At 64.4% G+C, this 13916-nt stretch carries 28 protein-coding genes; 3 read left to right on the forward strand and 25 right to left on the reverse strand.

Going from position 1 to position 13916, the window contains the following annotated elements:
• Positions 1–3 precede the first annotated feature (3 nt).
• The 4 genes from NDI56_RS03755 to NDI56_RS03770 form a co-directional block, all read right to left on the reverse strand.
• On the reverse strand, positions 4–252 hold the full coding sequence (locus NDI56_RS03755; protein WP_310918088.1) for a hypothetical protein: 249 nt from the start codon (positions 250–252) through the stop codon (positions 4–6).
• Positions 253–705: 453 nt separating this feature from the next.
• Positions 706–1743 (reverse strand): tyrosine-type recombinase/integrase, encoded by a 1038-nt coding sequence (locus tag NDI56_RS03760; RefSeq protein WP_310918089.1) that lies wholly within the window; start codon positions 1741–1743, stop codon positions 706–708.
• Entirely contained in the window at positions 1740–2153 is a 414-nt protein-coding gene (locus tag NDI56_RS03765) for a DUF5805 domain-containing protein (RefSeq protein ID WP_310918090.1), read from the reverse strand. Before NDI56_RS03765 ends, NDI56_RS03760 begins: the two co-directional genes overlap by 4 nt.
• A 365-nt stretch (positions 2154–2518) precedes the next feature.
• Positions 2519–3076, reverse strand: a complete 558-nt coding sequence (locus NDI56_RS03770; RefSeq protein WP_310918091.1) for a hypothetical protein — start codon at positions 3074–3076, stop codon at positions 2519–2521.
• A 263-nt stretch (positions 3077–3339) separates the two neighbouring features.
• Here NDI56_RS03770 and NDI56_RS03775 point away from each other — a divergent pair, with 263 nt between their 5' ends.
• Positions 3340–3612, forward strand: coding sequence for a hypothetical protein (locus NDI56_RS03775; protein ID WP_310918092.1), 273 nt, complete (start codon positions 3340–3342; stop codon positions 3610–3612).
• Between the two features lie 47 nt (positions 3613–3659).
• Here NDI56_RS03775 and NDI56_RS03780 read toward each other — a convergent pair whose 3' ends face one another.
• From NDI56_RS03780 to NDI56_RS03850, 15 genes are read right to left on the reverse strand one after another with little or no spacing between them, the layout of a single operon-like run.
• Positions 3660–4019 (reverse strand): HNH endonuclease signature motif containing protein, encoded by a 360-nt coding sequence (locus tag NDI56_RS03780; protein WP_310918093.1) that lies wholly within the window; start codon positions 4017–4019, stop codon positions 3660–3662.
• Positions 4016–4306, reverse strand: coding sequence for a hypothetical protein (locus NDI56_RS03785; protein WP_310918094.1), 291 nt, complete (start codon positions 4304–4306; stop codon positions 4016–4018). The genes NDI56_RS03780 and NDI56_RS03785 overlap by 4 nt, the downstream gene beginning before the upstream one ends.
• Complete coding sequence (locus NDI56_RS03790; protein WP_310918095.1) at positions 4306–4683, reverse strand: hypothetical protein; 378 nt, start codon at positions 4681–4683, stop codon at positions 4306–4308. Before NDI56_RS03790 ends, NDI56_RS03785 begins: the two co-directional genes overlap by 1 nt.
• Positions 4683–5168 carry a hypothetical protein gene (locus NDI56_RS03795; RefSeq protein WP_310918096.1) on the reverse strand — a complete coding sequence of 162 codons (486 nt, stop codon included), beginning with the start codon at positions 5166–5168 and terminating at the stop codon, positions 4683–4685. Before NDI56_RS03795 ends, NDI56_RS03790 begins: the two co-directional genes overlap by 1 nt.
• Positions 5158–5529 (reverse strand): DUF6378 domain-containing protein, encoded by a 372-nt coding sequence (locus NDI56_RS03800; protein WP_310918097.1) that lies wholly within the window; start codon positions 5527–5529, stop codon positions 5158–5160. The genes NDI56_RS03795 and NDI56_RS03800 overlap by 11 nt, the downstream gene beginning before the upstream one ends.
• On the reverse strand, positions 5519–6385 hold the full coding sequence (locus NDI56_RS03805; protein ID WP_310918098.1) for a hypothetical protein: 867 nt from the start codon (positions 6383–6385) through the stop codon (positions 5519–5521). Before NDI56_RS03805 ends, NDI56_RS03800 begins: the two co-directional genes overlap by 11 nt.
• On the reverse strand, positions 6385–7134 hold the full coding sequence (locus tag NDI56_RS03810) for a hypothetical protein (RefSeq protein ID WP_310918099.1): 750 nt from the start codon (positions 7132–7134) through the stop codon (positions 6385–6387). The genes NDI56_RS03805 and NDI56_RS03810 overlap by 1 nt, the downstream gene beginning before the upstream one ends.
• The gene (locus NDI56_RS03815; protein WP_310918100.1) at positions 7127–7534 is read right to left on the reverse strand and encodes a hypothetical protein; all 408 of its coding nucleotides are present in this window, start codon (positions 7532–7534) and stop codon (positions 7127–7129) included. Before NDI56_RS03815 ends, NDI56_RS03810 begins: the two co-directional genes overlap by 8 nt.
• Positions 7531–7884: a hypothetical protein gene (locus tag NDI56_RS03820; RefSeq protein WP_310918101.1), complete on the reverse strand. Its 354-nt coding sequence runs from the start codon at positions 7882–7884 to the stop codon at positions 7531–7533. The genes NDI56_RS03815 and NDI56_RS03820 overlap by 4 nt, the downstream gene beginning before the upstream one ends.
• A complete protein-coding gene (locus NDI56_RS03825; protein ID WP_310918102.1) occupies positions 7884–8036 on the reverse strand; it encodes a hypothetical protein in 153 nt (50 codons plus the stop codon). Before NDI56_RS03825 ends, NDI56_RS03820 begins: the two co-directional genes overlap by 1 nt.
• Positions 8033–8359, reverse strand: coding sequence for a hypothetical protein (locus tag NDI56_RS03830; protein WP_310918103.1), 327 nt, complete (start codon positions 8357–8359; stop codon positions 8033–8035). Before NDI56_RS03830 ends, NDI56_RS03825 begins: the two co-directional genes overlap by 4 nt.
• The gene (locus tag NDI56_RS03835; RefSeq protein WP_310918104.1) at positions 8359–8892 is read right to left on the reverse strand and encodes a helix-turn-helix domain-containing protein; all 534 of its coding nucleotides are present in this window, start codon (positions 8890–8892) and stop codon (positions 8359–8361) included. Before NDI56_RS03835 ends, NDI56_RS03830 begins: the two co-directional genes overlap by 1 nt.
• The gene (locus tag NDI56_RS03840) at positions 8892–9146 is read right to left on the reverse strand and encodes a hypothetical protein (RefSeq protein ID WP_310918105.1); all 255 of its coding nucleotides are present in this window, start codon (positions 9144–9146) and stop codon (positions 8892–8894) included. Before NDI56_RS03840 ends, NDI56_RS03835 begins: the two co-directional genes overlap by 1 nt.
• Positions 9146–9346, reverse strand: coding sequence for a hypothetical protein (locus tag NDI56_RS03845; protein WP_310918106.1), 201 nt, complete (start codon positions 9344–9346; stop codon positions 9146–9148). The genes NDI56_RS03840 and NDI56_RS03845 overlap by 1 nt, the downstream gene beginning before the upstream one ends.
• Entirely contained in the window at positions 9346–10032 is a 687-nt protein-coding gene (locus tag NDI56_RS03850; protein ID WP_310918107.1) for a hypothetical protein, read from the reverse strand. Before NDI56_RS03850 ends, NDI56_RS03845 begins: the two co-directional genes overlap by 1 nt.
• Positions 10033–10524: 492 nt before the next feature.
• Here NDI56_RS03850 and NDI56_RS03855 point away from each other — a divergent pair, with 492 nt between their 5' ends.
• Together NDI56_RS03855 and NDI56_RS03860 are read left to right on the forward strand one after the other, a co-directional pair.
• Positions 10525–10854: a type IV toxin-antitoxin system AbiEi family antitoxin domain-containing protein gene (locus NDI56_RS03855; RefSeq protein ID WP_310918108.1), complete on the forward strand. Its 330-nt coding sequence runs from the start codon at positions 10525–10527 to the stop codon at positions 10852–10854.
• Between the two features lie 306 nt (positions 10855–11160).
• Positions 11161–11691 carry a DUF4352 domain-containing protein gene (locus NDI56_RS03860; protein ID WP_310918109.1) on the forward strand — a complete coding sequence of 177 codons (531 nt, stop codon included), beginning with the start codon at positions 11161–11163 and terminating at the stop codon, positions 11689–11691.
• A gap of 9 nt (positions 11692–11700) precedes the next feature.
• On the opposite strand, the gene NDI56_RS03865 is transcribed toward NDI56_RS03860, so the two are convergent.
• The 6 genes from NDI56_RS03865 to NDI56_RS03890 all read right to left on the reverse strand — a co-directional run bounded on the left by NDI56_RS03865 (position 11701) and on the right by NDI56_RS03890 (position 13776).
• The gene (locus NDI56_RS03865) at positions 11701–11943 is read right to left on the reverse strand and encodes a hypothetical protein (RefSeq protein WP_310918110.1); all 243 of its coding nucleotides are present in this window, start codon (positions 11941–11943) and stop codon (positions 11701–11703) included.
• Between the two features lie 85 nt (positions 11944–12028).
• Positions 12029–12217 carry a hypothetical protein gene (locus NDI56_RS03870; protein WP_310918111.1) on the reverse strand — a complete coding sequence of 63 codons (189 nt, stop codon included), beginning with the start codon at positions 12215–12217 and terminating at the stop codon, positions 12029–12031.
• Complete coding sequence (locus NDI56_RS03875; protein ID WP_310918112.1) at positions 12214–12531, reverse strand: hypothetical protein; 318 nt, start codon at positions 12529–12531, stop codon at positions 12214–12216. The genes NDI56_RS03870 and NDI56_RS03875 overlap by 4 nt, the downstream gene beginning before the upstream one ends.
• On the reverse strand, positions 12531–12998 hold the full coding sequence (locus NDI56_RS03880; RefSeq protein WP_310918113.1) for a hypothetical protein: 468 nt from the start codon (positions 12996–12998) through the stop codon (positions 12531–12533). The genes NDI56_RS03875 and NDI56_RS03880 overlap by 1 nt, the downstream gene beginning before the upstream one ends.
• Positions 12995–13468 (reverse strand): hypothetical protein, encoded by a 474-nt coding sequence (locus NDI56_RS03885; protein ID WP_310918114.1) that lies wholly within the window; start codon positions 13466–13468, stop codon positions 12995–12997. Before NDI56_RS03885 ends, NDI56_RS03880 begins: the two co-directional genes overlap by 4 nt.
• Positions 13468–13776, reverse strand: a complete 309-nt coding sequence (locus NDI56_RS03890) for a hypothetical protein (protein ID WP_310918115.1) — start codon at positions 13774–13776, stop codon at positions 13468–13470. Before NDI56_RS03890 ends, NDI56_RS03885 begins: the two co-directional genes overlap by 1 nt.
• Positions 13777–13916: the final 140 nt, after the last annotated feature.

Genomic DNA, 13916 nt, shown 5'->3' on the forward strand with positions numbered 1-13916 from the left:
ACGCTACTCCGGTTGACCCTCGCCGCTCGGTTCGGCCAGCGTCTCCGAGAGCCCGTCGTCTCGGACCATCGTCGAGACGTACTCAGCGGTGGAACTCTCTTCGCCGGCGATATCTCTGCCCGGCTCGGTGTTTTGCTCCTGGGTCTCTACGCACACCTCTGTCCCAGTCACTTCGAGAAAGATATCCTGCAGGTGCTCCTGTGACGACTTCTCCGGGTCACCATCGGACGGGGTCGGAACGTCGCTACTCATCGGTCTCTGCGCCCTCCATACAGCGGACCCCGCAGAGCCCGCCGGGCCTGTGGACATTCGATTCGCATGACATGACGCCCTCAGCCGGCGCGAATATAAACATACACCAACCAACTCGGTTAATAACGGGCTATACGAGAAGCAGCCGAATTCGACGGTGCCTACGCCCGACGGAGGGCGGGCCAGCCGCGCACGACCCACGCTCCAGAGTGTGGTCGCCGTTTCCGGGTATGCGAGCTATACTCCGGGGTCCGCGAGGGAGCCGTCACCGCCCGGCCACAGTTGGTATAACAGATGTATAGCTGTTATATCGGCGAGTCTCGGGAACCGGCGAGGAGTCGACCTCGCGACTGAGCGCGGCGAGACGGCGAAGCCTGACGGCGCATTCGATATAGCAGTATGTGATTTATGAGACTCATCTCCGACGCGTCAAACGAACCACGAGTTCGTAATTTATAATATCGAGTAGATGTTCGCCTCGTATATCTCCCGCACACGGGTCCCCCACTCGTGGGTGTAGGTGTCGATGACGTCCTGTGCCACGTCCCCACGGAGATACTTGACTGCGCCCCGGTCGCCCGTTCTATCGCGTAGATGTGTCGTAAAGAAGTGTCTGAAGTAGTGGGGCGTGACGTTCTCCTCGGTCCCGCCGCCGTCGCGGTACCACCCGTGGTCCCGGGCGTGCGTTTCGACCAGGTGATGGACTATATCCGGTGTCAGCCGCGTTCCCCAGTCCCCGCTCGTCGAGACGAACAGCGGTTCGGCGTCCGACCGCACGTCCGGTCGAATCGCCAGCCAGCGACGCAGTGTCCGGGCGAGTTCGCCGTCGACCGGCACCGTCGTGTCGCGTTTTCGCTTGTTCGATGCCGACCGCTCTTCCCCGTTTACCACTGTGCCACGCGCCGGTTCGGTGGCGACGTAGAGGGAGTCCGGCCGGCCGTCGAGCCCGGCGCGAACGGGCACGTCGGGCCGTGGCCCGGCCTCGGCCAGGTGGAGGTCCCGAAGGTCGAGATTGCACAGCTCGCCCGCTCGCATACCCGTCTTCAGCAGTGTCACCACCACGGCACGTTCGAGGGGGTGGTCGATCGTCGCGACGAACGACCGCATCGCCTCGACACCGATTTCGCGGCGCGTCGGGTCGGTGTTTATCGATTCGTCCATCTCCTCCATCACCAGCGTCATCGGGTTCGATTCGAAGGTCCCGACCTGGGTCATGTAGGCGAAAAAGCGGTGGAGATAGGAGGCGTACGTCGCGACCGTGCTCTCGCTGTGTGTGCCACGCAGGCTGTGGACGTAGGCCATGCAGTCCCTGTGTGAGGCCGTTCCGACGGGCGTCGGGTGACCACCTCCGGCGAGATACCGCTCGAACTCCCGCAACACTCGCTCGTAGAACGCCCGCGTTCGGTCGCTCTTCCCGTGGTAGGTTACGTCGTCGAGGAAGTAGCCGATGGGGTCCTCGCCCGGGTCCGGAGTCGCGGTGTCCGAACTCATTCGTCCAGCACGTACCCCCCGTGCCGGCCGCTGTAACGAACCCGGCCGTCCGACTGGAGCTCCTGGAGGACTTCGTCCAGTCGCTGTTCGATATCGTCGGTCAGGGCCGCGAGTAACGCCTCCCAATCGTAGTGGTCGCCGCCATCGAGCACTTCGACGACCCGGTCTTCCAGCCCGTTACCCCCGGGGTCCGCGTCCGGAGAACGGGGTCGCGGAGACTCGGCGCTCGCCGAATCGTCGGCCGGTTCCGCCTCTGGCGGTTCGAACCCGCTCCGGCCGGCTTGGACCATCGTTCGGACGAACTCGCTCTGGCTCATGTCGAGTTCGTCGGCGTGTGACTGCCAGCGTTCCTTCTGGTACATCGGGACGTACGTCCGGACGGAGGTCCGTTCGTCGCCATCGGCTGCCATATCTGGGGCTATTCCCGGGACCACTTCAATCTAGTGCTATCTACCCGGATAAAGACACTAATTTGTGCCTATGGACTCTCGGGGTACCGGGCCCCGTCTGGCGATTGAGCGATATCCTTGCAGGAAATAGACCGAAAATCGGCCCGATTATCCTTGCAGCCTTGCAGCGCGTAGTGGCCCTATATTTATTAGGGCTCGTGTCTGAGTTGAACATGCGATTTTGGTAGCTGACCGACGGGACGGGTACCAATCGCATCCCGTCGGTATTCGACGAACTCTGCCTACCAACGGGTTTGTGACCTGTTGGTATAAACTTACTCGTCACCCCAACACCCCGGACAGTAGCCGTGCGTGCAGCCTGGGTGTCAGTTGTCCGTCGTCCGCGTGACCGTCGACGGGTTCCGGCCAGTGAGGCTCGCCCAGTTGCTCTTGCCCCAGCCGTGGGTCTCCGTCGCGAGCGTATCGACGGCACGCGCAACGCTGCCGTACTCATCCGTACGCCGCGCGATTTCGCGGAGTAGGTGCGCTTCGCCGCCGGAGAACTCGTCGGGCTTGTGGATGACGACCGGGTCGACCGTGCTCCAGGAGTGGCCGCAGTGTTCGCGGGCCATCGTGTGGTGCAGCGAGCTGACCAGCGTGTCGATGATGCCGTGCTCGTCCTCGATGTCCATGACGTCCAGCTGCTCGTTCCAGAACTGGCCGGTGTTGTCAGCCAGAACGAGGACGTCGTCGTCCTCGTAGACGACGTCGTGAGCGCCCTCGTCCATCGCGTCCTCGTAGAGGTCGAGGTTGTCGATGATGTCGGCGTTGATCTCTGCGAGCGTGGCCTGGACTTCGTCGACGGTGTAGGCGTCTTCGTGGTCGGGGTCGTCGTGTTTGTTGATGGCGGTGCGAACGTCAGCGGTGGATGCAAACTCGAACATGGTCTTTCTACACTTGCATATATGCAAGCCGGGTACTTAGTACTTTGCATATATGCAAGCCCGGGGCGGGTATGGTGGCCAGCACCGCTCGCCGACCGCTCAGTCATCTTGGGCCTCCACGTAGACGCTCATGATGACGTCGAAGCCGTCGTGTTCGTCGACGACGTGGTCGACGGCGTGGTCGCGCCCGTCCAGCTCGGTCCCACAGATGCAATTCATCGGCGACCACCCGCAGTTATGGTCCTTGCAGGCCATCCGCCGGTATGAGCGACAACGACAGCGGCGGCGGTGGTGGAACGACCATCGGCATCTGGGTCGGCGAGGACGACACGCTCGTCGAGGAGTTCGACAACGTCGTCGGGCATCGCCCCGATTACTCCCGCAGCGAGAGTATCAAGCAGGCGATGGACCTCTACGCCGATATCTGGGACATTCTCGACGGCACCGAGGGGTACGACCCCGCGGAGATCGACATCGACGCGTGGGTGCGACAGGCCGTTCTGGCACAAATCCGCGCCGAAGAGCGCGTCGAGTGATGTGTCACGATTCTTGGACTTAAACCGTATAATGCTGGATTTTTCTATCATGCATCCACCTCGATGATGTCGCTGTAATCGTCCTTCCAGTCCTGCACGCGCTGAACGGCTCGTCTGCGCCGGTGCTCGGACTTGTGACAGAGCCAGCAGATGGCCACCAGGTTCAGTGGGTGGTTGTTGAGCGGGTCGCCGTCGCGATGGTGCACGTCGAACGGACCATCGCCGCCACAGGTCGGACACTCGTAGCTATCGCGGTCGTACTCGTTCCAGTACCACTCGCGGGCCTGTGCCCGCGACTTGTTTCTGAGTCGGAACCGGGGCGTTGTAACGCAAAGGCCGGAGGCGTCGAAATCCGGCGCTGGCTCGCTGACGAACTCGGCCAGCGTCGCTTGTGCCTCGGCACTCATCGCCGGACCTCCGGGGGTAGCGCGTGTTTGACGGCGTGATACTCCTCACTCTCCAGCTCGCCAACGGCATAGACAGTCGCGATGACGTTGCCGTGCTCGACGAGCAACGTCTGACTGGCTCGGTGGTAGCGCACCTCGCCGCCCTGGAACGGCGCGCCGGCGTCGACGCGCTGGGCGTGCATCCAGGCGAGCTCCAGGACGGTACTGTCCTCGGGTGTGCGCTCGGCCCACCGGCGGACCGCGTGGGTGGTGACCGGCGGCAGGTCGTCCCACGACGTCGTCGCCATCACTGGTCACCACCCGAAAGAACCTGCTCCTGACTCGCCTGAACCTCGGCAACGAACTGCTCGATGATGGCCTCCTCAGCCATCGTCTCCAGCGCTGCGGCGGCGTCGCCCTGGCAGTGCCATCGCGTCAGCGCCTGCGGGTCGACATCGGCGAACTCGACGATGGCTCCGAGCGTCGCGCCGTCGAAGGACTCGAACCACTCGTGTCCATCGAGGTACTCGCGGGCCCAGTTGCGAAGGTCGCCCGTCGACGCGTCGAAGCGGGTGTCGTCGTCTTTGGTCCACTCCAGCGCCATCCCCGACAGTTCGGAGTCGAACTCGGTCTTGGTGATTTTCAGCGCGTCGAGGACGCTGTCGTACTTCGTGCCGTCGACCATCAGGCGTCACCCTCCTCGTCGGGCCAGCTGCCAGTCTGTTCCCACTCCTCCCAGCAGTCGGCACAGCGGAGCGTGCCGTCGATCTGTTCCCAGCCGTCCTCGAGGCTGATGCACTCAGTGCTGCACCCGACGGTGTCGCAGGTTGGGACGTCGATGCCACCGTCGGTCATAAGGTCTGCCGGGTCGTCGGCGCCACACTCGCGGGTGAGATGGTACAGCGGCTTCTCGCCGACGGGCCAGCACCACCCCGCCGGGACGAACATCCGGATAACGTCCTCGTGGTGAAAGAACTGCCGCTCGGTGTGGGTGCCGTCCGATAGCTCGTACAGGTGGTCGTCGCCGTCGTGGTCGGTCAGGCGCTTGGTGACGTGCCAGAGCTTACGGCCAGTATCGAGACGGGGGTCGTACAGAACACATCCGAGGCCGAGCTCCCAGTCGTGGGTGCGGCGGTCGACGACGTCGTAGGTGTTACCCTCACTCGCCATCGGGCATCACCTCCTCGACGTCGGCGTTACCGTCGACGGTCTCACACGCAGCCGCGATTCCGGCGTAGCCGGCGACGTCGCGGTCGTGGTCAACGTCGTACTCCCCGACAGCTCCTCGCGAGAGTTTGACCAGTTGCATCATCCGGGCGACGTCGGCGCCGGTCAGCTCGGCTTCGGGGCCGATGAGACCGTGGCCGCGCAGGTACCACGCCCACGCATGGGCGATGTGTTCCTGATTCTCGACCGCGTCGCCGTGGCTGTCGCGGGACTCGGTGACGAGGTCGACCGTGTCTTCAAGGAGGCCGCCGGCGAGTGCGTCGCCGGACGGCATCTCTCGGTTGGTCGGCTCGTCACTCGCCATCGGACTCACCCCCGGTCTCGGTGACCGTATCGAGGTCCTCGATGGTGGTCTGGGAGTCGTCCTCCTCGGCCTCCTCTTCGAGCTTATCCTCGCAGACGATGCAGTGACCGTCGTCGTTGGTGTCGGTATCGCGACCACACCGAACGCACGAGTCAGAGTCGCCACCGCTCCCGAGCTCGTCCTCGTCTTCGTAGCAGTGGGGCAGTATCTCCTCCGCGACGAACTGGACGGCGTTGCTCGCCACATCGCAGTTGTACAGGGCGACGTAGCCGCTCTGGTAGACGACGCCCCGCATGACCGTGCCGTCCCAGAACCGGCCGAACCCGAGACCGATGGTCGCGGGCTCGCTGCTCCGGGCGTTGTCGTGGTAGTCGATGCTTGACCCCTCGCCGTCGATATCCTCCGCGGCGTTGAGCCACGTGGTGTCGAGCTCGTCGGCGTCGTCCCAGTGAGTGTGCAGACCCTCGACGTCGATGTACTGGGCTCGGGGCTCCTGTCCGGTGCGGCTGTAGAACAGCCCGACCGGGAAGTCACCGAACTCGGTCCCTTCGACCGAGGAGGCTAGGATGATGCCGGTCCCGGTGACGTCGGCGACCCAGTCGATGTGCATCTTCTCATTCTGCTCGCGGCGCTCCGTGATGAGGGACTTCGTGTCCTTGTTCGCGACCGTCGCGACCTCGGGGACGTCGACCTCCTTGACGATGCTGGCGGCAGCCTCACCCGACTGGACGGTGCCATCGCCGAACGTCTGTTGGTGGGCATGAACATCCAGCGCGGGGAGTCGGCCGTTCCGGAACCACGTCTCCAGCGGTTCGTCGGCGGTGTCGTCTAGAACGAACAGCGTGCCAGCAATCATCAGTCGTCACCCCCCTTCGGACCGCTGGCGTCAGTGACTTCGTCGTAGACGCCGACGGCGTGACAGAACACACGTGCTCGTGCCGGCCGGACGTTGAGCGCCTTCGCGACATCGCCGAGGTAGCTGTGCCCGGTCTTCTGGGTACCGTCGGCCGTCTCGACAGCCTCGCGCACATCGTCGGCAGTCAGCCCGACCGGCAGTTCGTCGTCGCCGTCGGACTCGTCCGGATCACCGTCGGCCTCCTCCTGGACGTCGTCCTCGTCGATGGGGTCGCCGACGCGGTGGCTGTCGTCCGCGGCGTCCCCGATCGGGTCGAGGACGACCACGCCGCCGTCGGTGCGGGCTTGCACCTCGTCGCCGGCAGCCAGTCCCAACAGGTCGACAGCGGGCTTGCCCAGCTGGGTCGTTCGCGAAATTGCGTAGTCAGGCCATTCGTCACTATCGCCGCCAACGAGTTCGTATCGGCCTTGGCGCTCCCGGATGTGGAGGCGGTCGGCCCCGTCAGCGGCGAGGTAGTCCGTAACCTCACTCCCGATGACCAGCGTCAGCGTGCTGTAGTCTCGGACGTCGTAGGTTCCCAGCGTTCGACTCTCGCCGGGCCACTCGCCGTGCTGGCGGTAGTGGTCCCAGCATCCGGCGCATCGCATCTTCCCGTCGCGCTGGACACTCCCGTCGCCCAACTCCGGGCAGTGGGTGTCACACCCGACGGTCTGGCAGGTCAGCCGGTCAGTGGCTTGGGCGCTACTCATCGACATCACCACCGACGACGGTGTCCTCACGCGGGAGCAGCTCGGGCCGGCCGCGAGCGTCGACAACGCTGCGGACTCCAGTCGCAGTCGTCCGCTTCGGCGCGGTGAGCACCTCGTCAGTCGGCGCATTGTACCGATAAAGCGACCCGTCGCGCACGTACACGAACACGTCGGTGCCGTGGCTGTCCGCCGGCCAGCGCGCGACTATGGAGGGCACCTGCTCCAGCGTCCGGCAGTAGTCCTGCACGGAGGGTGCCGCTCGGGCCCACTCGCCGTGGGCGTTGAGCACGCGGATGACTGCGGGGTCCGGGTTGTCGAGCAGCGCATCGCAGAGGGCGTTCCCGACGACGTCGTCGGGCGCGAGCTCGCGGGCGTCGTCGGCCTCGTGGAGTGGGTTCATACCAGCGCACCGCCGAAAACTACGCCCATTCCAAGGGTGAACATGCCCAGTAAGAACCCGAAGACCTTCTCGTCGTTACTGAGCCCGCTCCACCACGATTCGACTGCGTTCGGGAGCGGTGGGAGCCGTGCCGGACCCTCGTCGACGCAGTGCGGACACAGCCTGCCGTGACTGTAGTCTTTGAGCTTGACACGGTCGTAGTCCCGGTAGCTTCGCGTGATCTCTCCACCGTAGTCACCGACAAAGACGTGCTTTGCCTCGGTGTCGAGCACCTCGTTGCCACAGGAGGTACACTCGACGGTCGCGTAGGTGACCTCGCCGTGGGCGGTGAGGTCGGTTCGCTCGGGCATCACGCACCACCCCGCGAGTTCTGCACGGTCTCGATACGCGCCTTCGCACGCTCCAGCTTGACCAGCACCTCGTCGAGGTCGGCGTCGGTGACGGTGACGATGGCCAGCTCGACGGCGTCGTCCAGTCGCTCCTGGACCTTCTCCGCGCTCATGCCTCACCACCGTCCTGGTCCCACGCGAAATCGTGGTCGACGCCGACATCGCCGTTGAGGAGTTTGGTCCCCAGCGACTCTTGGCCGCCGGACACCGCGGTCCCGAGCACGCACCGCTTGCACGGCGCGAACCCGTGGTCGTGACACCACCCACGAGTGCGCTCGCGGGTCTCGGTCGCTTGGGCCAGGTGGGCGCAGTCGGCGTCGGGGTCGTGATAGCAGGACTGGCGGCCGTTGTTGATGACCTGCAGGACGGTGTCCTCGCGGTCGCCGTCGTCGGCGGCGATGCGTTCCTCGCGCTCGTCGACGCTGAGCGTCGGCATCACGCATCACCCTCCCCGGCCGCGACCAGTTGGTCAGTCACGAGCGCCTCGGATGCGCGGCGCAGCCGTTCGCTGATGGCTTGACCAGACCGGTCGAAGTGGTCGGCGAGATCGTCAAGACTGCAGCGCCGGGGTACGTCGAAGTATCCCTTCCGGGCGGCGACCTGCAACGTCTCGCGTTGCTTGCGCGTCAGCGGGCTAGTGCCGAACTCTGCACGAAGCCAGTACTCCAACGGTTTCGACCGACCGTCCCAGTAGTACCAGTGGTGCTCAGCGAGCGCGTCGTTGTCCTTCAGCGCAGAAACGCTCGTATCGAAGTCGGCGTCGATGTCGAACGTCTCGACGGCCTGTGAAAACCCGGCGGCAAAGGCCTCCAGCAGACCATCGTTCAGCTCGTCTATCTTCGACTCGTCCTCGTCGTCCTCGAAGTTGTCCTCGGGGACGCCGTAGTAGTCCTCCTGGTGCTCGGTGCGCTCGCAGCCTCGGCACATCTGGCCCTGGCAGGCTGCCCCGCACTTCGTACAGGACGCCATCAGCGCACCTCCGTGACGTCGACCGCGGTGTCGCTCTGCAGCCATTCGGCACCCTCGACGACGGCGACCTCGGCGTTGGCGAACTGGACGACCTCGATAGCGTCGGCAAACGTCAGCGTGTGGCCGCACCGGTCCGTGACGATGGTCACGTCGGTGTCGGGGCCCGTGGGCTCGTTGCGCCGAGCTTCGTCGTACTCCTCGCACAGGTGCTGGGCTGCGCGCTCTTGGACGCCCTCGAAGTACGGCGACGCCATCACAGCCCACCCCCAAACGGGTGGTTGTCCGCATCGTCGAGGAGACACTCCGCCGAACAGTAGTAGCGCGTCTCGCTGCAGACGTAGCTCGGCCCGTCCTCGGGGTTGAACACGGCAGCGATGTGGCCCTCGCCCTTGGGTGGGTCGTCGAACCCGGCGTCGTAGCCCAACTCCTCGCTGCAGTTGGAACAGTCCTGCATCACCGGTCACCCCCAGTCTCTAGAGCCACCGTCTCGACGATAGTCGCCTCGTCGCCGTCGACGACGATGTCGCCCCCCTCCAGCCCGTGGACCTCGACCTCGTCGGCGAGGTCACGCAGTCGGCTGGCTATCTGGAGGCCGACGTCGAGGCCGCCGTCGGTCGCGATCTCCTCGTCAGGCTGGAGGTGCTCGGGAAGGTCGCCCAGACTGTCCGGGTCGACATCCTCCAGCACCACTCGGTTTTCGTTCTCGAAGGCGCACTGGCGACACTGGAATCCCACGATGAGGTGGAAATCGTCGCCGTCGAAGCTTGTCGAGTGGTCGAAATCGGCGTTGGGGTTGACCTGCCCGCACTGACGGCACTGCAGTAGCCCAGCCGCAGCCTGCTCGCCCGCGTCTTCGGCGTCGGTGTCTATGGCACCGAAGGTGGCGCGCATCGGACAGTCGTCCTTCTCGTGGAGTCGGAGCTTCGTCAGCGTCCGGAAGGTCTCCCCGCAGGCGTCGCACTCGTGGCCCGATCCGTCGGTCATCGGCTGGCCGACGTCGTCGGGGTCCATCCGGTCGAGCTTGCCGGCGAGCCCCCGGCCGGGTGAATTGTGGCCACGGCGCTCGCGCTCGACGGGCTCGTCGAACGTCGTCCCGCAGCGCCGGCAGGCGTACTGCCCGGACGCTGGCCGGCCGCGCATGCCGTTGACCGAGCGGGATTTGATGCCCGCTTGGTCACACTCCGGACACACGAGGACCGTGTCGTCGTCAGCGTTATCCTCGTCGCGTCCGTCGGTACTGGTGGAGGGACGCGCCCCTACCGAAGTCCTCTGCGATGGGCTCGCGGTATCACGCGAGTCTGCTTTCTGAGAACCAGTCGGCTCGGGAGAATCATCGCCGCTCGTACGGCGGACTGTACTATCGTGGGTGGGCTCACTTTTAAGAGCCTCGTGTTTTATTCTACTCATGGTCGCTGAAACCTCGTAGTCGAGGCGACCCACCCCGGCGTGTCATCAGCACGTCGGGCCCTTACTCAGAGCCCGAAAGGGCGGGTCACTTACACCATTATAGCGGAAGCCTAATAACTTTAACTCAGGACTCTTGAGCCAGATAACGGGGATACATTGCTAGAGCACAGTATTGACGGTATACTAATAAGCATAGCTGTCCAACTCACAGGCATCGGTGGAGATATGAGCGCTGTACCCCCACTCATGAACGAGAACATGCGAGAGCCCGCGGACTGGATGGTAGCGGTCGATGACCGAATTCTTGAGCTCGTGAAAGAGCACGGAAACCTGACACCCCGTGCTATCGACGAGTTCGGCGGGACCTCGTCCGACCACGCCAGCCGCCGGGCTGGCAAGCTTGTCAAGGCGGGGTTGCTCTACCGTATCACCCGCGGCCTCTACGGCATCACCGACGAAGGCGTTGCTTACCTCAACGAGGAGCTGGATGCTTCCAATCTCCCGCACCCCGATGACGTCGATGAGTTCCCACCCGACGAAGTCGACAAGGTCTGACATCAGCCGGCGGCCGGCGCCCTCGACGCCAGTACGCTTGATCCGGTCGGCGGGTAGACTATCTCGGGCCACACTTGTCCTATCAGGCCATCTCCATATACGTCTTGGAGGGCCGTTTCGGAGGCTTCCGAAGCGCCCGCAAGCCACCGCGCCGGAAGTGAAAGTGCCGGCAGGCACGTGGGCGATATCGTTGTGCAACACTTCCACAACGGTTTCCGATATCAGTGGTTAACCAACACTCGCGCCGTAGTTAACCAACACGGAGTTGGCCCAACCGTTATCTCCCCGGACAAGTCAGGTAGCTGTATGGACCGACGAGGGTATCTGACTGGCATCGCGACGACGGCAGCGCTGGGACTGGCCGGGTGTGGCGGTAGCGGGTCTGCGGAAGTTGGCGACTCCGTGACGCGCTCGGGAATGGAAGCGGCGGTGCAAGATACCCAGACAGTAGCCGAAATCGATGGCGAAGTGCAGGGGTCAAATCACGCTGCGACAGATGGAACCACTATTTTGATGGCAAAATTACGAGTCCGAAACGGCGCAAACGAACGCCGTGTCGCCCCTTGGCCCCGGAGCGACCTCACATATCTGCGGTACAACGACAGCAACCGGCAGACTCTATATTTAAGCGATAGTTTCACCGCAGATGGTTCAGAGTACGCGTCTTGGAACAGCGCGCTCGTCGAAAATACCGACGGCGACTATATTTTACCCGGCGAAGAGGCGACGGGGTGGGAAGCGTTTTCGCTCGAATCGGCGTATACTGATGCCGATGTCGCCGTCGTGATAGAACTCGATACGGGCGGCGAGACGAATGCGGCCGAATGGCAAATCTAAAACCGCAAATCAGTGCGTCCCGGCGTAGAACTCGCTGACGACGTCGGCTTGGTCACACCCCTCGCGGTGGGGGATATACTCGGGCGCGGCGGCGACGCGACCGCAGACTCCGCCGTCGGCACACTGGCCGAGACACCGCACCTCGCCAGTCGGGCGGAGTGCCGTACAGCCCCCGCGACCGACGGACTGGATTTCTCTGATAATCTCGAACTCAGTGTCCGGGTCCGAAAACGAGCGGGCGTCGGGTCTCATACGACCTCCCACCCCAGGCCACTGCCACGACTGTAGGAGACGACCAGCACCGACGAGGTCTTCGGCAGCGGGATGCCGATAAGTCTCACGCCTGTAGCACCTCCGCGCCCTCGATAGCGACGTCGTCGACGACGTCCGAGCCGACGTGGACCCACTTGCACCCGTTGTAGCGCTGCTCTTCGTAGCGCCAGCGACCGTCGTCGCGAGGCTCGTAGATGTCGCGCCGGGCGAGCCCGTCCACTGGCTGCCGGGAGACGACGATGCGGTCCGTCATCGGTCGGCCCCCAGTCCATCGTCAAGCGCACTGCGGTCCACGCCGGCGGGGATGGTCCGCTGGCCGGTCGCGAAGCGATATCGTCTGATATGCTTACAGCCACGCGCCGGTCGCCGGTGAATCATGTCCGGGCAGTCACAGCAGGGCACGTGTGGCGTGACGATGTACCGCTGGCCGTGGTTGTAGACAGCCACCTGGTCGTCGGTCGTCTCGGGGTCGTCAGCGTAGACGTCCATCGGCTCGGTCAGGGCGGCGACGTCCCGCCCGTCCAGCTGGGCGATGGCCTCGACGTCGGCGTCGGTCGAGACCGCCATCACTCATCGCCCCCGATGGTCCGCTCGACGTCGGCGAGCTCGCGGGCTTCGTCGACGAGGTCGCTGGGCAGGCACCGCTCGGCCACAGTGGTGACCTCTTCCCAAGCGTGGTCGTCTAGCGCTTGGGCGAACAGCGTCTCAAGCATCGACACCACCTGCCGTTCCTGCGGCCGGCGGAACGACTCGCGAGCCTCCTCAACGGGGAGACGAGCCAGCCGCGATTCGGGGAAGTCGTAGCCCCCGGAAAACTCGGTCGTGGGCTTGTCCGGCAGATAGACGCAGGTCCAGACAGCCTCGTCGTCGCTGATGTCCAGCAACGGATGGCTCTTGTACGTCTGAATGTCGTAACTCTCGGCCTGCTGGTGAGCCGCGACAGAGTGGGCGGCCTTCTCGACGACTAGGACCTTGCCGCGCTCGACGAGGTCGATGGCGACGTCGCCGGCGCGGATGCGGCCGTCAACCGTCATGCTTGGCCCTCCACGAAGTCGCCCACGTCATCTTTCACGCGGTCGACCAGCTTCGGGGCCATTCCAGCGTTGACCAGCTCCGGCCGCGTCGCCCGCTGTAGGTCGGTGACCGTCCTGAACCCGGACTGGTACGGGTCGATGGCCACAGCCCACGACAGCGCGTCGACCTCGTCGGCGAACACGACGATGTCCTTCGCGTCGCCGACCCGTTCGTCGATGATACGGTCGATGGCATCGGCCGCGGCGCCGGCTGCATCAACTGCTAACTGTTCGACGACCTCGCCGATGTCGTGGTCGTTGGTGTCGACGAGGACCGCGTTCTGTTGGGCCGTCACGAGCAGGGCGAACGCTTCGTCGCCGGCGAGGAGGTCACGCAGACACTCCGACTCGCGGTCGGTGAGGTCGCGCGTTCTGCGGGCGCCGGCGGCGATGGTGGTGGCCTCGCTCCGGACCTTCTGTTCGTCGACCATCAGAGTCCCCCCTTGCGTCGGCGGTCGGCCTCGACGAGCAGGTCGGCCAGCTGCCCGATGGTGTCCCAGCCACGCTCTTGGGCGACGTAGCTGACCCAGTCGTCGAGGACGCGGCCGTCGAGGTGCTCGACGTGGTCGACACCCTCGCTGTCGTAGACGACAACGCAGTCGGCGCCGAGCCAGTAGTGGTGGTCGTAGCCTTCGGCGTCCGTGCCGAGGGTCGCTGATTCGATATCGTCGCCCAGGTCGTGGGCGAGCGTCGCGGTCGTGCCGGACGAGTTAAGTCCGGTGCGGCTGATAGCTTGCATTGTCTCGCATCCCGAGACACCGGTCGACTGTTGTCGCAGTCGGCCACTTTCTGTGGCACCCGGCGTCTCTACTTCATAGTACACTCCGGGGGTACTTAGTTGTTACGTTGTAACAGCCAATACTAATACTGTCGTAACTG

Origin of the sequence: Halomicroarcula saliterrae, from assembly GCF_031624395.1 — an archaeon.
Lineage (GTDB): Archaea > Halobacteriota > Halobacteria > Halobacteriales > Haloarculaceae > Haloarcula > Haloarcula saliterrae.

Excerpts from the sequence above, each read along its gene's own strand:
- NDI56_RS03770 (WP_310918091.1), bottom strand. The coding sequence starts at position 3,076 with ATGTTCGAGTTTGCATCCACCGCTGACGTTCGCACCGCCATCAACAAA.
- NDI56_RS03815 (WP_310918100.1), bottom strand. The coding sequence starts at position 7,534 with ATGAACCCACTCCACGAGGCCGACGACGCCCGCGAGCTCGCGCCCGAC.
- NDI56_RS03800 (WP_310918097.1), bottom strand. The coding sequence starts at position 5,529 with ATGGCGAGTGACGAGCCGACCAACCGAGAGATGCCGTCCGGCGACGCA.
- NDI56_RS03805 (WP_310918098.1), bottom strand. The coding sequence starts at position 6,385 with ATGATTGCTGGCACGCTGTTCGTTCTAGACGACACCGCCGACGAACCG.
- NDI56_RS03860 (WP_310918109.1), top strand. The coding sequence starts at position 11,161 with ATGGACCGACGAGGGTATCTGACTGGCATCGCGACGACGGCAGCGCTG.
- NDI56_RS03790 (WP_310918095.1), bottom strand. The coding sequence starts at position 4,683 with ATGGTCGACGGCACGAAGTACGACAGCGTCCTCGACGCGCTGAAAATC.
- NDI56_RS03760 (WP_310918089.1), bottom strand. The coding sequence starts at position 1,743 with ATGAGTTCGGACACCGCGACTCCGGACCCGGGCGAGGACCCCATCGGC.
- NDI56_RS03795 (WP_310918096.1), bottom strand. The coding sequence starts at position 5,168 with ATGGCGAGTGAGGGTAACACCTACGACGTCGTCGACCGCCGCACCCAC.
- NDI56_RS03875 (WP_310918112.1), bottom strand. The coding sequence starts at position 12,531 with ATGGCGGTCTCGACCGACGCCGACGTCGAGGCCATCGCCCAGCTGGAC.
- NDI56_RS03810 (WP_310918099.1), bottom strand. The coding sequence starts at position 7,134 with ATGAGTAGCGCCCAAGCCACTGACCGGCTGACCTGCCAGACCGTCGGG.
- NDI56_RS03855 (WP_310918108.1), top strand. The coding sequence starts at position 10,525 with ATGAGCGCTGTACCCCCACTCATGAACGAGAACATGCGAGAGCCCGCG.
- NDI56_RS03820 (WP_310918101.1), bottom strand. The coding sequence starts at position 7,884 with ATGCCCGAGCGAACCGACCTCACCGCCCACGGCGAGGTCACCTACGCG.
- NDI56_RS03830 (WP_310918103.1), bottom strand. The coding sequence starts at position 8,359 with ATGCCGACGCTCAGCGTCGACGAGCGCGAGGAACGCATCGCCGCCGAC.
- NDI56_RS03850 (WP_310918107.1), bottom strand. The coding sequence starts at position 10,032 with ATGCGCGGCCGGCCAGCGTCCGGGCAGTACGCCTGCCGGCGCTGCGGG.
- NDI56_RS03885 (WP_310918114.1), bottom strand. The coding sequence starts at position 13,468 with ATGGTCGACGAACAGAAGGTCCGGAGCGAGGCCACCACCATCGCCGCC.
- NDI56_RS03845 (WP_310918106.1), bottom strand. The coding sequence starts at position 9,346 with ATGCAGGACTGTTCCAACTGCAGCGAGGAGTTGGGCTACGACGCCGGG.
- NDI56_RS03880 (WP_310918113.1), bottom strand. The coding sequence starts at position 12,998 with ATGACGGTTGACGGCCGCATCCGCGCCGGCGACGTCGCCATCGACCTC.
- NDI56_RS03835 (WP_310918104.1), bottom strand. The coding sequence starts at position 8,892 with ATGGCGTCCTGTACGAAGTGCGGGGCAGCCTGCCAGGGCCAGATGTGC.
- NDI56_RS03765 (WP_310918090.1), bottom strand. The coding sequence starts at position 2,153 with ATGGCAGCCGATGGCGACGAACGGACCTCCGTCCGGACGTACGTCCCG.
- NDI56_RS03780 (WP_310918093.1), bottom strand. The coding sequence starts at position 4,019 with ATGAGTGCCGAGGCACAAGCGACGCTGGCCGAGTTCGTCAGCGAGCCA.
- NDI56_RS03865 (WP_310918110.1), bottom strand. The coding sequence starts at position 11,943 with ATGAGACCCGACGCCCGCTCGTTTTCGGACCCGGACACTGAGTTCGAG.
- NDI56_RS03775 (WP_310918092.1), top strand. The coding sequence starts at position 3,340 with ATGAGCGACAACGACAGCGGCGGCGGTGGTGGAACGACCATCGGCATC.
- NDI56_RS03755 (WP_310918088.1), bottom strand. The coding sequence starts at position 252 with ATGAGTAGCGACGTTCCGACCCCGTCCGATGGTGACCCGGAGAAGTCG.
- NDI56_RS03825 (WP_310918102.1), bottom strand. The coding sequence starts at position 8,036 with ATGAGCGCGGAGAAGGTCCAGGAGCGACTGGACGACGCCGTCGAGCTG.
- NDI56_RS03870 (WP_310918111.1), bottom strand. The coding sequence starts at position 12,217 with ATGACGGACCGCATCGTCGTCTCCCGGCAGCCAGTGGACGGGCTCGCC.
- NDI56_RS03890 (WP_310918115.1), bottom strand. The coding sequence starts at position 13,776 with ATGCAAGCTATCAGCCGCACCGGACTTAACTCGTCCGGCACGACCGCG.
- NDI56_RS03785 (WP_310918094.1), bottom strand. The coding sequence starts at position 4,306 with ATGGCGACGACGTCGTGGGACGACCTGCCGCCGGTCACCACCCACGCG.
- NDI56_RS03840 (WP_310918105.1), bottom strand. The coding sequence starts at position 9,146 with ATGGCGTCGCCGTACTTCGAGGGCGTCCAAGAGCGCGCAGCCCAGCAC.